General features: G+C 57.9%; 11 protein-coding genes. 8 read left to right on the forward strand and 3 right to left on the reverse strand.

Going from position 1 to position 12,776, the window contains the following annotated elements:
• Positions 1-12 precede the first annotated feature (12 nt).
• The 7 genes from AABC73_RS01850 to AABC73_RS01880 all read left to right on the forward strand — a co-directional run bounded on the left by AABC73_RS01850 (position 13) and on the right by AABC73_RS01880 (position 10,060).
• Entirely contained in the window at positions 13-6,489 is a 6,477-nt protein-coding gene (locus tag AABC73_RS01850) for a tape measure protein (RefSeq protein ID WP_341522214.1), read from the forward strand.
• Positions 6,486-7,382: a hypothetical protein gene (locus AABC73_RS01855; protein ID WP_341522215.1), complete on the forward strand. Its 897-nt coding sequence runs from the start codon at positions 6,486-6,488 to the stop codon at positions 7,380-7,382. Before AABC73_RS01850 ends, AABC73_RS01855 begins: the two co-directional genes overlap by 4 nt.
• On the forward strand, positions 7,382-7,816 hold the full coding sequence (locus AABC73_RS01860) for a hypothetical protein (protein WP_341522216.1): 435 nt from the start codon (positions 7,382-7,384) through the stop codon (positions 7,814-7,816). Before AABC73_RS01855 ends, AABC73_RS01860 begins: the two co-directional genes overlap by 1 nt.
• Before the next feature lie 12 nt (positions 7,817-7,828).
• Positions 7,829-8,248 (forward strand): hypothetical protein, encoded by a 420-nt coding sequence (locus tag AABC73_RS01865; RefSeq protein ID WP_341522217.1) that lies wholly within the window; start codon positions 7,829-7,831, stop codon positions 8,246-8,248.
• Positions 8,245-8,847, forward strand: coding sequence for a hypothetical protein (locus AABC73_RS01870; protein ID WP_341522218.1), 603 nt, complete (start codon positions 8,245-8,247; stop codon positions 8,845-8,847). Before AABC73_RS01865 ends, AABC73_RS01870 begins: the two co-directional genes overlap by 4 nt.
• 10 nt (positions 8,848-8,857) lie before the next feature.
• Positions 8,858-9,484, forward strand: a complete 627-nt coding sequence (locus tag AABC73_RS01875; protein ID WP_341522219.1) for a DUF4376 domain-containing protein — start codon at positions 8,858-8,860, stop codon at positions 9,482-9,484.
• Positions 9,485-9,550: 66 nt separating this feature from the next.
• Entirely contained in the window at positions 9,551-10,060 is a 510-nt protein-coding gene (locus tag AABC73_RS01880) for a DUF1353 domain-containing protein (RefSeq protein WP_341522220.1), read from the forward strand.
• 13 nt (positions 10,061-10,073) lie between these two features.
• Here AABC73_RS01880 and AABC73_RS01885 read toward each other — a convergent pair whose 3' ends face one another.
• Complete coding sequence (locus tag AABC73_RS01885) at positions 10,074-10,439, reverse strand: helix-turn-helix transcriptional regulator (RefSeq protein WP_341522221.1); 366 nt, start codon at positions 10,437-10,439, stop codon at positions 10,074-10,076.
• Positions 10,440-10,569: 130 nt separating this feature from the next.
• Between AABC73_RS01885 and AABC73_RS01890 the strand changes: the two genes are divergently transcribed.
• Positions 10,570-11,013, forward strand: a complete 444-nt coding sequence (locus AABC73_RS01890; RefSeq protein WP_341522222.1) for a structural protein P5 — start codon at positions 10,570-10,572, stop codon at positions 11,011-11,013.
• Between the two features lie 589 nt (positions 11,014-11,602).
• On the opposite strand, the gene AABC73_RS01895 is transcribed toward AABC73_RS01890, so the two are convergent.
• Together AABC73_RS01895 and AABC73_RS01900 are read right to left on the reverse strand one after the other, a co-directional pair.
• Positions 11,603-12,292 (reverse strand): SOS response-associated peptidase family protein, encoded by a 690-nt coding sequence (locus AABC73_RS01895; RefSeq protein WP_341522223.1) that lies wholly within the window; start codon positions 12,290-12,292, stop codon positions 11,603-11,605.
• A gap of 69 nt (positions 12,293-12,361) precedes the next feature.
• Positions 12,362-12,739, reverse strand: coding sequence for a hypothetical protein (locus AABC73_RS01900; protein WP_341522224.1), 378 nt, complete (start codon positions 12,737-12,739; stop codon positions 12,362-12,364).
• Between the last annotated feature and the right edge of the window lie 37 nt (positions 12,740-12,776).

Raw genomic sequence — 12,776 nt, forward strand, 5'->3', positions numbered from 1 at the left:
GGAGAAACGTGTATGTCAGGTCAAGAAGTCCAGGGGATGCTGATCCGGCTTGAAGCCACGACGGCGCAGCTTCGCCAAGAAATGGACAAGGCCGACGCATCGGTTACCAAGGCGACTGGCCGGATTGACAGCCAGCTCAGCAAAGTCGACTCGGCTTTCGACCGCGTAGGAAAGAGCGCTCAAACCGCGTCGAACGTGTTGAAAGGCGCTTTCGCCTTGGCGGTAGGCGGTGCTGGCGCGGGCGCGCTGCTGGCGCAGGCTGAAGCCTACACAACCGTTGCCAACCGGCTAAAGCTGGTCACGTCGAGCAGCGCGGAATTCACAGCGGCTCAGAATGCCGTGTTCGCCATCGCGCAGAAGTCCGGACAGCCACTTGGCGCCACTGCTGAGCTGTATCAGCGGATCGCCCAGAACCAAGACGCGCTGAAGCTGAGCGGGAAGGGTGTTGCCGGAATCGTTGAAACCATCAGCAAAACCATGGTGATCAGCGGCGCTTCGGCAGAGTCCGCGAACGCGGCACTGATCCAGCTGGGGCAGGCGTTCGCGTCTGGCACGTTGCGCGGCGAAGAATTGAATTCTGTGATGGAGCAGGCGCCAGCGCTCAGCCAGGCGATTGCCAAAGGCATGGGCGTATCTGTGGGCGCTCTTCGAGCATTGGGCGCTGAAGGCAAGCTGACCGCTGACTCTGTCGTCAAGGCTCTCCAGGCTCAGCAGGGAGCAGTCGATGCGCTGTTCGGCAAAATGCAGAGCACGGTCGGGACTGCACTGACCCGCATTCAAACATCCTTCACCAAGATCATTGGCGAGGCTGATGCGTTCAGCGGCACCACTTCCTCGATGGCCGACTCGATCAACAACGTGTCGAAGGCGTTGAACGCCATAAATGTTCCTGCAGCAATGGCCGCCCTTGAGGAGCATGGTAGAACTCTGGCTGAGATACTCGGGGTTGTCCTGATCGCCGCGCTGGGTCGTGTTGCGGCTGGTTTTGCCGAGGCTGGCGTCAAAGCTGCCGGGAACATCGTCACATGGGTACAGCTGACCGCTGTCACTCGCGCCGCTGCCGCCGCCAAGATCGAAGAAACGGCCGCATCAGCCTCGCTTTCTGCGGCTCACGTGGCCGAGGCCGCAGGTAATGTTGCGGTCGCGCGAGCCACGGAAGAGGGCACGGTGGCGAAGCTTCGCCTGCTGCAAGGCCAGCGCGATCAGTTGGCATACACCGCAGCGCTTTCTGTCGGAACTGCTGAGCAGGCGATGTACACGAAAGCGCTGGCAGCGACCGATCTTGAGCTTGCAGCGGCGAAACGTGCCGCGCAGGTTTCGTCGGTTCAGTTGGGCACCGCGCTCAATGTCGAATCGGCTGCAATGGCCAAGGACGCTGCGGCAACTCAGGCAGCATCGGCCGCGAAAGCGGAGTACGCCGCGATTTCCTCCACTGCTGGCCGTGCCGGCGGTGCTTTGCTTGGCATGCTCGGCGGGCCGGTTGGATTGCTTTTCACTGTTGCCGCGCTTGGTGCCAGCTACCTGGCACTGAGCAGCCACACGGATACAGCCACTAACGCGCTGATTGACCAGAACGCCACCGTTGACCAGTCGATCCAGAAATTCAACGAACTGGGTGCCTCACAGCGTCGGTTCCAATCCATCAAGTGGGCACAGGAGCAGATCACCGCCACTGAATCTGCCGGCGCCTCGCTCAGAAAATATTCCGCAGATGGCGCTGAAGCTTTCCTGCAGATCGGTTATGACGCCAACCAGTACCGCGCCAAATTCGGCGAGATGATCGAAGAAGTCCGCAAGGGTCAGCGCACCCTGGACAGCGTCACCGAGTGGGCAAGGAAAGATGCCGGCTTGACCGACGACAAGATCAAGAAACTTGCTGAATCGTCGAGCGCCTACGAAGAAACGTCCAAAAAGGCGGGCGACCTCGGGAAGATTTTGGCCACCGTTAACACGGCCAACGTCGCCGCTACTTCCAGCACCGAACGGCTCACAGTCGCGCAGCAGGCCTCAGGCCAAAGCGATGCCAGCAAAGCCGCCTGGGATAAATACATTGAGCAGCTGACCAAGACCCGCGATTTGCTCGGCGCGAACGCTGCCGCTGAAGCCGCTTACACCGCTGCCAGGATGGGGGCCACGCCTGCCCAGGCCGCTCAGGCAAAACTGATTGCCGATCAAACTGACACGCTGAAGAAATATCAGGAAGCGATCAAGGAAGGCAATAAGGTCGAGCAGGCATCGCTCAAGCTCAAGCTGGTTGCCCTGTACGCTACTGAAGACGCGACAGCGCAGACAGCGGCGGCACAGAAAACATCGCTTGATGAGGCGGCCAAGGCTACCGAGAACAGCGCAACGCGCCAGGTTGCGGCACTGCAACGGATTATCGACCAAACCGTCCGGGTGGCGACCGGCACCGACATGCCGCGCCAGAATCTTTCCGGCTACGGCTTGCTCACCAACGGCGGTACTGCTCCAACTGCTCCGGCGGCGCCTGTAGTCACCAAGGCTTCGCCGGTGGATCGCGCAACCGCCGCCATCGCTCAGCTCGACGCAACGACTGAAGCGAACAAGCGTGTGGACAAAGCCGCCAACGCTGCGGCAACCGCCCTGAAGAATCAGGCCAAAGCGCTCGACGACCTGCTGGCCAAGTCCGGTATCTCGACACAGTCTGCCAATGAAATGGCAGCTGCATATCTGTCCGGCGCCGATAACGTTCGTGCGATCACCATTCAGCAGCAGATCGAAGAAGAATTGCTCAAAACGGGCGCTGGCGCTCGCGACAAAGTCACCGCCGCTGTCAACGCACTGCACGATGCTGAGGACCGCCGCGACGTTTCAAAAAACATCAAGGAACTGAAGGCCGAAGTCGATGGGATCCTGAAACAGGCGACCGCCACGCTACAGGGCAAGGATGCGCTTGAGGCCTACAACATCGAAAAATCGGTGACCGTAGCGCTGGCGGGCAGGAACATTGCCGTGGGCAGTGAAGAATACAAGCAGCTGGTCGCCACCACCAAGGCTCAGCTGGATGCAAACAAGGCACTTGAACAGGCTGGGCAGGTTGAGGGGATCGTTGATCGCCTGAGCCCGCAGACCAAACTCCTGAAGGATTTCACCGCCGAGCAGGACGCGCTCAATGCTGCCATTGCTCGCTATCCGGCGAACGCTGCGCTGTATCAAGATGCATTGGTCAAGCTCGGCAACGAGTACCAGGTCAACCAGAGCAAAGCCACGATCTGGGGCCAGATGACCGAAGGTGCGATCGATCGTATCGACAGCGTGTTTGCCGACGCCTGGGCCAACATCGGCGATGGCGCTGGCGACCTCTGGGACAAGCTAAAACAAGGCTTCAAGCAGACGCTGGGCGAAATTGCCCACATGCTTACCACCAAACCGCTGTTGGCGTCGTTCAGCAACTGGCTGACCGGCACGGATAACGGCCAGGGACTGTCATCGGTCTGGGGAAAACTTCTTGGTAGCGGCGGCGGTTCGTCGGGATCGTCCTCTAGCGGCTCGATGTTTGGGGAGGCCCTCTCCGCTGGCAAGACACTGTATTCCGCATGGAGCGCGATCACTGGCGTTGGCGCGGATGTCGTCGCCGGCTGGGCAAGCGGCGGACTGACCGGCGCGGTAACTGGCGGAATCAATTACTACGCGGGCATGCTGAGCACCGCAACCGGCACGTTTACCTCCGGCGTGACAGCTCTAACCTCTGCGCTCGGCCTGCAGACGGGTGCAACCGCAGCCGGATCTACGGTTGCGGCAGGTACGGGGTTCGGACTGGGCGGCACGCTGGTTTCTGGTACCGCTGGCTCGGCAACCTATGCCGCTGGCCAGTCCGGGCTATCCGCCGCACTTGGCAGCGCGGGCGCGATGTGGCCGCTCGCCGTCATCATGGGTATGTACCAGTCCGGCAAGCTGTACGACGCAGGCGTCCGTCCGGATGCTGGCAAGGTACGCGAAAGCGCAGGCGGCACCGCCCTGGGCAACATTGCTATGACGCCAGGCGTGCTTCAGGCAGGCTTTCTGGAAGGCGTGGATAAAGTTCTTGGCAAGGCGGTTGGCGGCAAATGGGCAGCAATCCTGTCCGGCTCGACATTCCACCAGATGGTATGGACCGCCGTCGGCAGCAAGCTGTTTGGTAGCGGGTACAAAACCAAGGACGTTGGCATCCAGCTTGGTGTTGAGGGCGGCGTTTTTGACGCTTCCCAGTACACGAAACAGAAGAAAAAGAAGGGTTTGCTCTCCGGCTCGAACAAAACTCGCTACCTGACAAATGATCTGGACGATGCGACTGACGATGCGCTCGGGTCTGCCTATAACGCCAAGATACTCGGCGCGATGGGTATGTTCGAGATTCTCGGGGTCAAGCTCAGCGAGTCGGTGCTGGATGGCCTGGATATGGCCGCGACCCGTATCAGCACCAAGGACAAGACGCCCGAGGCCATCCAGTCCGAGATTGAGGCATGGTTCGTCAGCTTGGGTGACTCGGCTGTCTCGGCCATCAACAAAGCGACTACTGCCGGCTTGGATGGCTACACGTTCGAAGGCTTGTCTACCTTCATCAACAATTTGGTCCAGGTAAACAGCAGTTTCGAACTGATCAACCTGAAGATGCTGGGGATGACAGTTGCTGGCGGCAAGCTGGCCGAATCCCTGCTGATTGGCATCGGCGGCATGGAGCAGTTCACTGCCAACAACCAGAAGTATTACGACGCCTTTTTCAGCGACACCGAGAAGGCCGACGATACGCTGGCAGCGATCACCAAACAGTTCACGGCGATGGGTTACACGTTGCCCGCCACCAAGGAAGGCTTTCGGGCTCTGGTCGAATCTCTCGACACGACCACTGCGTCTGGCGCAGCGGCGGCGCTGACGTTGATCAAGTACTCGGACGTCGCCGACACGGCTTACACCATCATCGCGCAGCGGGCGGTGGACGCGCAGAAAGTGCTGGACGCTCAGGCGGCAACCAACGCCAACTACTACAGCTTGTTCACGACTGACGCGGAAAAGGCCAACGACAAGCTTTCCGACATCACGGCGCAGTTTGCCGCGATGGGCGTGGTTCTTCCTGCTTCTGAGCAGGATTACAAGAACATGGTTTACGCGGCCGGCCAGGCGGGCGAGTCGGGCAAGAAACTATTCGACTTCCTGAAGGGCTCGGCCGGCAACGCAAGCGATGCTTTCAAAATCATTGCGCAACAGGCCGAAGCGCTAAGGACTGCCGCGCTTGCCGGCGCAACCAGTGCGATGGCTGCGATTCAGCGAGCCATTGCTGTCGATCAAAAGAACGTAACCGACGCTTACAACGCCGCGAACGTTTCGCTGAACGACATGCTGAGCACTGCGAACGGCAACATATCGGACTTGAAATCGATCAGCAGCAGCCTGAGTACGACGCTCAAAGCCTTGCGCGGCGACTCGGACGACGTCACCAAGATGCTGCGCAGCCAGGCTCAGGCTACGCTGCGTAACGCATTGGCGACGGTGCAGGCGGGCGGTTTGCTGTCCAGCGTCACGGGCCTTGACGATGCGCTCGATACGGTCGGCAGCAATAACGCCGACCTGTACGCGTCCATGGAAGATTTTGCGCGTGATCAGGGCCAAACCGCGAACGTTGTGTCCGAACTGAATGGCCTGAACGGCAAACAGTTGACGACGCAACAGCAGATCGTCGCCGGGCTGAACCTTCAGATCGCCCAGGCAAAGCTTGCGTATGACGCTCAGCTGACGCGGTTTGATCAGGAGATGGCTTTCGCTCAGGCGCAGATCGATTCTCTGAACGGCGTCGACACTTCGGTGAAGACAGTTGCAGCGGCGGTCGCGGCTATGAATGCGGCAGTTGTTGCCGCGTTGGCCACATTGCCACGCACCGGCGCAGGAAGCGCTGTTGCGAACACCTCGCAGAATAACGGCACGATCATCGACTCGATCTATCAGTCGGTGCTGGGTCGCGGCGCTGACGCAGCCGGCAAGGCGTTCTGGCAGGCAGCCCTGGACAGTGGGGCAATCCCGTATGACCAGATCGCGGCGGCTATTCGCGATTCCGCAATGACCAACGGGCAGATTCCCGCGCACGCAACTGGCGGGCTGATCAGTGGCCCAGGCACCGGCACTAGCGACAGCATTCTTTCCCGCCTATCCAACGGCGAGTACGTGATGCGCGCCAGTGCCGTCAGCGCTTATGGCACTGATGTGCTTGATCAGATGAACGCCGGGCAGTTGCCAGGCTTTGCCGCCGGCGGCGCGCCGCAGCTTCGGTTCGAGGGCGCCGCAAGCTATCGAGCCGATGCCAACGGTTCAAATTCTGACGACGGCAGCGACAGTGATAGCGCGGGCATCGCGGTGTTGGCGACCAAGCTCGACCAGGTCATCACCGCGATCAAGCAGGGGCTTCTGCCGCTCATCAGTGATTCGGATACGCGCACCAAGATCATTCGCCAATGGGAGAACGACGGCATGCCGGAAACGCGGGAGGTGCTGGTATGAGATTTATCAGGCCGACGATATTTTCTCCAAGCATGCTGATTTCATCGAACGTGCCAGAAAACGATTATGCCGAGTGGGTGGCCGGCACTTATCCAAAGGGCACCCGCAAGATACTCGCCGCGACGCACATGATTTATGAAGTGCTAACGACGACCACTGCGGATTCGCCATTGGATGGCCTGGCTAAAGAAACTCCAACATGGATGGTCGTGAGTTTCACCAACAAGTACAAAATGTTCGATGACGTTATCGGGACGCAAACTACCAACCCGTTAAAGGTTGATGTCGTGATGCGTCCCGGCACGGTCGTTAACTCCCTAGCCTTGTTCAACCTGTCCGGCAAGTCGGTAACCATCACGGTAACTGATCCGGTAGAGGGCATCGTCTTTAACCGGAAGATCAGCCTGATCAGCGCTGGCGTTGATAACTGGTACGACTGGTTTTTCGAGGACATCGATTACCGGACGAACGTGGTTGTGTTGGATATGCCAGCTTATGGCACGGCGGATATCAGGGTTGTCGTCGAAAGCGCTGGCACGGCTGCTGTCGGCATTTTAATCAATGGCAAGTTGCAGGCCATCGGCACTGCACTTTGGGAGGCATCTGTCGGCATCGATGATTACAGCCGAAAAGTTCGCGACCCAACTTTCGGAACGATGACAGTTGTACAGCGCTCGTTCTCTGATGTTGGCGACTTTCCGATTCAAGTTGAAACCATTCGAATCGACAAAATTAAAAAGATGCTGACCGAGATCCGCGCAACTCCGGTTGTTTGGATCGCAGAAGAGAAGTACGAATCCACGATCATTTACGGCTTCTACAAAACCTTCCGGTTCCCATTCAGCAGTCCCGACTTCTCGCAAGGCGCTATCTCTATTGAAGGGGTTATTTAATGGCTATTCCGGCTGCTATTCCGACGCCACCACCATCGCCAAGCCGGGCCGATGGCCCCGAGGGATTTTCGCCCAAAGCGGACGCGACCATCGCCTATCTGCCGGTGATGGTTGCTGCCACCAACCTCACCGTCACCTGGATGAACGAGACGATCGATGTTGTGGCGCTGGCTCGTGCTGGGGCGGTGCAGGCGGCTGACGCTGCCTCCCAGTCCAGAATCGCTGCCGCTCAATCTGCGGCGGATGCTTTGGCCTATCGCAATTCTGCGCAGGCTGCTGCCGCTGCGGCTGGCTCTGCTGCTGGCCTGCCTTCGCTGGTGGGCAATGCAGGCAAAGCGCTGGTCGTTTCCGATGACGAGCAAAGCGTTGCCTTCAAAGACTTAAAAACCCCGCTTGCTCGCCTTCACGCAATTGCCGCCTCAGGCCCATTTTAAAGGATCACCATCATGGCTTTGACTGATACCAAACCGTTTCCGCAGAAGATCAAGACCGGCTATGGCGTTTGCACGGCCGCACTGGGCAGCATCCCGGCGCCTACCTTGGCCTCTCTTAAATTGATTGCCACGGCTGGGCCTGACGGGGCGTACCTCGCCAAGATTTCAGCCTTTCCGCAGTCCACGGTTACGGCCACGGGCTTGCAGGCTTACAGCAGCAAGGACAACGGTGTCACGTTCCAGCCCATCGGCTCGGAAACTCTGGCGGCCTACACGCTGGCCACAACCGCCAAGATTCCCGAAACGGTTTTCGGTAACTTCAATGCGACCGCACCGAAGCGTCTGGAAGCAGGCGAGAAGGTGTATGTCGGCATTCAGATCGCGTGGCCTTCGGGTGTCGCATTCACCGCCGAATGGATGGATATGTCATGAATCTGAGTAATCCGCTTGGAAGTCCGCTTCAGGATCCGATGGGGCTGGGGTCAGCTTCCAACGGTTCGACGTCAAACATCAAAAGTATTCAACGCGGATTCATAAACGTTTACATCGGGGGTGCTTCTTTTACTTTGCCAAACCCCGTTGATCCTGATAAATCTATCGTCATGTTCGATCAACAAGGTGCGGAAGATCCTCAGAACTCCGGCCAAAATGATAGATATGGCGGCTTTCTCTGGAATATTTGGGACGGAAAAATCGCCAACTTTGCTGTTTCAACTAATGCGGTCTGGTCCGGTTCTAACGGCATTGTTACCGTTATCGAATTCGACAATGTTAAAAAAATAACTAAGGTTGTCGGCACGGCGCAAGTCGGAGTCACACAAGTTGCAGTTGCGCTAGGATACACGCCCGAGCCTTCAAAAACGTTAGTTTTCAGTGTCCTGACGTCTCAAGATATTCCGGGTTTTCAGTATTGCCGGGGTTTAAACTTTGCGCAGTTGAGTACCAATACAGCAACTATAAAATTTGGTGGCGGCGGTTCAAACGCGAATATCGCGGCATCCGCTTTAGTTCAAGTAGTCGAATTTAATTAAAGGGTTGGTTATGTCTGAATTAATTCGAGTACAAAACGGTATCGCTACTCGCGAGCCAATCCCCGACTTCCTTATCAGCCCGCTGTTGTTGCCTGAATCACTCGCTGACTTATCGTGGACGCCTGCTGAGTTCGGCCTGCAAGACTCCGCATGGTGGCCCGAAGAAAATACCGAGGGCGAGCTGGGCGTCAACAAGAAATGGGGCGCAGAAGTGCTGACCATTGATGCCGCGCGCAAGGTGGTGAAGGTTGCCCGCAATCAGGTAAATATGACGGCGGCAGAAAAGGCGGCGCGGGATGCGTTGGTGGCCGAGCAGTGGACAACTCAGATCGCGGCGCGGCGCTACACGGCCGAGATTGCCGGGACCACAATTGATGGCATGCCCATCGACACCGGGCGCGATAGCCAAGGCCTGATCACTGGCGCGGCGGTGCAGGCGATCATTGATCCGGAGTACTCGCTGCACTGGAAAACCTCGGCGGGCTTTGTCGAGCTGACCGGACAGCAGATTCTCGGCGTTGCTTCGATGGTGCGGGCGCACGTACAGGCTTGTTTCAACCGCGAAGCCGCGCTGCTTGATGCGGTCGCGGAAGGCACCATAACCGCCGCCATGCTCGACGAGGGCTGGCCCGCGTAACCCATCGACTACAAATTTCAGCTATCCCGGCCGCCTTGAGCGGTTTTTTTGTGCCTGGAGAAAAGCATGACGACACCGATCGGCAAATTCGACGTACGGCCAGACATCCGGTTTATCAGCCGCTGGGACGTGGAGATGCGGCAGGAGATGGGATTCAACGATCCAGTTCATGGCCTGATCGTCGTGCCGAACACCTTCGTCAGTGACCTGGCATCGATCCGCATCCTCCGGGAAATCTGCCGGTGGTGCGCGGTTACGGCGCTGACTGGGGGCACGTTGGTTGATTCCTATCCGTGGACTCGTGCGGCGCTGATCGTCATCGCGGTCATTGCTCTGGCGATCTATGGCCTGCTAGTCGGCTACGGGATGCGCGCCTCGATCTTGCATGACTGGCTGTACACCTTCGGGCCGCTCACCCGCCGCGAGTGCGACGACATCTATTACCGGGCGCTGACCACTGGCGACGGTACGGCCCGATGGCGGGCGTGGATTTTCTTTCTGGGCGTCCGTCTGGGTGGCCACTGGAGCTACACGAAGACACCGACAAGTCCGGGCGCTTCTTCGCTCAGCGACTGATAGCGGGGCGCGTCTACTCGACCATGTGAAAATTCTTACCGTTGCGCGGGTTGGGTGTCATGCCTCGGACGTTTTCGCCACGCATTGGCGGGTGCCCAGGTATGAGCATCAGTCCTTCAGCTTCCAGGGCGAACACGATGGCTTGCTTCGTGACGTCGCGGAGCAGCCTGGTTCCGGTTTCGAACTGACTAATGGCCAGCACGGACGCGCCTGACCGAAATGCGAGGGCTTCTTGAGACCATCCTAAAAGACCTCTGGCCTGGGAGCACTGCTCTGCCGTCATGGTCTGCGGCTGGCTGAGGATGAAGTCGATGAACTCTTGATCCCTGTCAGCCTGTTTGTCTTCGCGCGCTCGCTCGAAATTGAAAACGTTGGTCATAATCTGCTCATTGTGCTGGATGGATATACAGGCATCGTAGCTCAGATTCGCAGGTAAGCAACATCTCCCCGTCACAGATCACTCACAAGCCCGCCGCGTGCGGGCTTCTTCTTGCCACAAGGAAACCGACATGACCATCGCTCGCGGACTACGAAATAATAATCCGGGCAATATCGACTACAACCCGCGCAACAATTGGCAAGGCCAGTTGCCGCCCGACCCAGCCATTGAGAAACGCTTTGCGCGCTTCGACACGCCAGAGAACGGAATCCGCGCGCTCGCCAAGCTGCTGATCAACTATCGCGGGAAGGACGGGATGCCTGGCGTTGGCCTGCAAGGTATCGACACGGTGCGCGAGACGATCAACCGCTGGGCGCCGTCGGTAGAGAACAACACCGATGCATACGTCAAGGCCGTCTCAGTGGAAGCCGGCGTGCTGCCGAACGAAAGCATCGATATTCGGGATCGGCGCATCCTGCTCGGCGTGGTCACCGCCATCATCAAACACGAGAATGGCGGCAATCCATACAGTCAGGCTGTTATCCAGGAGGCCGTGCGGCGGGCGCTAACATGATCTGAAACTACAGACTTGAGGTTTGGTGCCGCGCGGCTATTTATCGACTTCAGCCGCCAAGCTCTCATAATCACGCCTAATTATTAACTTCGCCGAGCCTGTCAGCTTGGAGCTGCCCGAGATCGCCTGATTAATGTGGTGGTTAGCTCCGGAGAATTGTCGACCACATTTCACGCACCTATATCGATCACTCGTCTCAATGATTGGCGCTGCCAGAGCATTGCACGTGCTGCAAGATAGTGACCTATCCTTAATGAACTTAACCATACCTAGCCGGGCTTGCTCTCGCTGCTCCGGCGTGGCGATTACTAACCCCTTCACGAAATTCCCGATAGTAGTCGCGATACTCATTTCCAATCCTTGTGTCATGTAGGTGGCAGATTGCCCGTTGTACGCCTGACCGTATATTTCTGCACCGTCTGTTTTTCGTCGGCTTGAAATCTTCCCCAATACGCAACCGTAACCGATTGATTTCATTAGGTGGGCAACCAACAAAAAGGCCGGGTTTTAATCGGCCTTTTGGAGCTTAATCATTTGATTTACATGGGAAATCTTGCGATGAATGCGGCATCCCAGGCTTCTACCCCGACTAACTAAGCGGCCGAATCAACTCCGGCCCCTGATTCCTTACATTACCCACGGCCTTGCCGACGGGGTACCACTCGAAGTCATCGACCGGCCGACAGCATTCCTTGGCGATTTCCTCGGCACGCTCTGCCGAAAGCTCAGGGTCAAGCCATTCGTTGGCTAGCTCTGGCGTCAACACAAGCGGTCGGCGGTCGTGAATGTCGACCATGCCCTGGTCGCTGGCTGCGGTGATGATCACGAAACCATCCTCGTCGTGCGGCTCAAGGCCGGGCGTCACCTTGGCCAGCGCGCCATAGAACATGGGCGCGTCACCCTTCAGTCGAATGAAGTACGGCTGCTTCTTCTTTGGGTCGTCTGGATCCTTCACCCATTCGTACCAGCCTTCACTCGGCACCAGGGCGCGGCCATTGGGCCAGAGTTGTTTGAAGAACTTCCCCGTCGTCACCGTCTCGACTCGCGCATTGATAGGGTCGGCACGCTTCCCCTTCGCCCAGAACGGCGACCATCCCCAGCGAACCGGATCCATATGAATCCCGGCCTCGTCCGCTCGCAGAATGTTGACCTTCGTCGACGGCGCTACGTTGTACCGAGCAATTGGCACATTATCGAAGCCGCTGAACTTCGGAAACCTCGGCGCCAATTCGCTGAAGTAATCATCCATTCCTTTGTACTGAACAATCCTTCCGCACATAGCGTCACCCGTCGAAATTCCCCGTCATCAACTACTGACCACGGCCACGCTATTGGATTCAGCGACGTATTAATTCCGGCCGCCGTTGGGCAGCGTCTCCGCTTGATATTCGCGAAGCCGCTTATTGGCCGCGTCCAGTTCGCCGCGGAGCATCTCAACTTGATCCGCGACCCGCATCAGCCCTTTCATCTTGTTGTTGTCCAGTCCAGCCTGCCGTAGGCAATCCGAAACCCTGGCCTCCGTTGCGGCGAGCTTGATCCTCAGTGCGTCACGCTCCGCTGCCAGTTGCTGGTTCATGTCGATCAGTTCAGCGACATTGGATCGGCTCCGGCGCAGCCTATCGTTTAGATCTGCAATCTCGTCGCAGAGCAGTGCGGACTGCTGTTTCAGCATTTCCAGCGGGGTCGGAACGCCAAGGCAACCGAATGAGTCGTCGTCGATGAGCATGACACTTACTTCTTTATACTGTTTGCATATACAGTAT

Source organism: Pseudomonas sp. G.S.17 (assembly GCF_038096165.1).
Lineage (GTDB): Bacteria > Pseudomonadota > Gammaproteobacteria > Pseudomonadales > Pseudomonadaceae > Aquipseudomonas.

Excerpts from the sequence above, each read along its gene's own strand:
- AABC73_RS01850 (WP_341522214.1), top strand. The coding sequence starts at position 13 with ATGTCAGGTCAAGAAGTCCAGGGGATGCTGATCCGGCTTGAAGCCACG.
- AABC73_RS01855 (WP_341522215.1), top strand. The coding sequence starts at position 6,486 with ATGAGATTTATCAGGCCGACGATATTTTCTCCAAGCATGCTGATTTCA.
- AABC73_RS01860 (WP_341522216.1), top strand. The coding sequence starts at position 7,382 with ATGGCTATTCCGGCTGCTATTCCGACGCCACCACCATCGCCAAGCCGG.
- AABC73_RS01865 (WP_341522217.1), top strand. The coding sequence starts at position 7,829 with ATGGCTTTGACTGATACCAAACCGTTTCCGCAGAAGATCAAGACCGGC.
- AABC73_RS01870 (WP_341522218.1), top strand. The coding sequence starts at position 8,245 with ATGAATCTGAGTAATCCGCTTGGAAGTCCGCTTCAGGATCCGATGGGG.
- AABC73_RS01875 (WP_341522219.1), top strand. The coding sequence starts at position 8,858 with ATGTCTGAATTAATTCGAGTACAAAACGGTATCGCTACTCGCGAGCCA.
- AABC73_RS01880 (WP_341522220.1), top strand. The coding sequence starts at position 9,551 with ATGACGACACCGATCGGCAAATTCGACGTACGGCCAGACATCCGGTTT.
- AABC73_RS01885 (WP_341522221.1), bottom strand. The coding sequence starts at position 10,439 with ATGACCAACGTTTTCAATTTCGAGCGAGCGCGCGAAGACAAACAGGCT.
- AABC73_RS01890 (WP_341522222.1), top strand. The coding sequence starts at position 10,570 with ATGACCATCGCTCGCGGACTACGAAATAATAATCCGGGCAATATCGAC.
- AABC73_RS01895 (WP_341522223.1), bottom strand. The coding sequence starts at position 12,292 with ATGTGCGGAAGGATTGTTCAGTACAAAGGAATGGATGATTACTTCAGC.
- AABC73_RS01900 (WP_341522224.1), bottom strand. The coding sequence starts at position 12,739 with ATGCTCATCGACGACGACTCATTCGGTTGCCTTGGCGTTCCGACCCCG.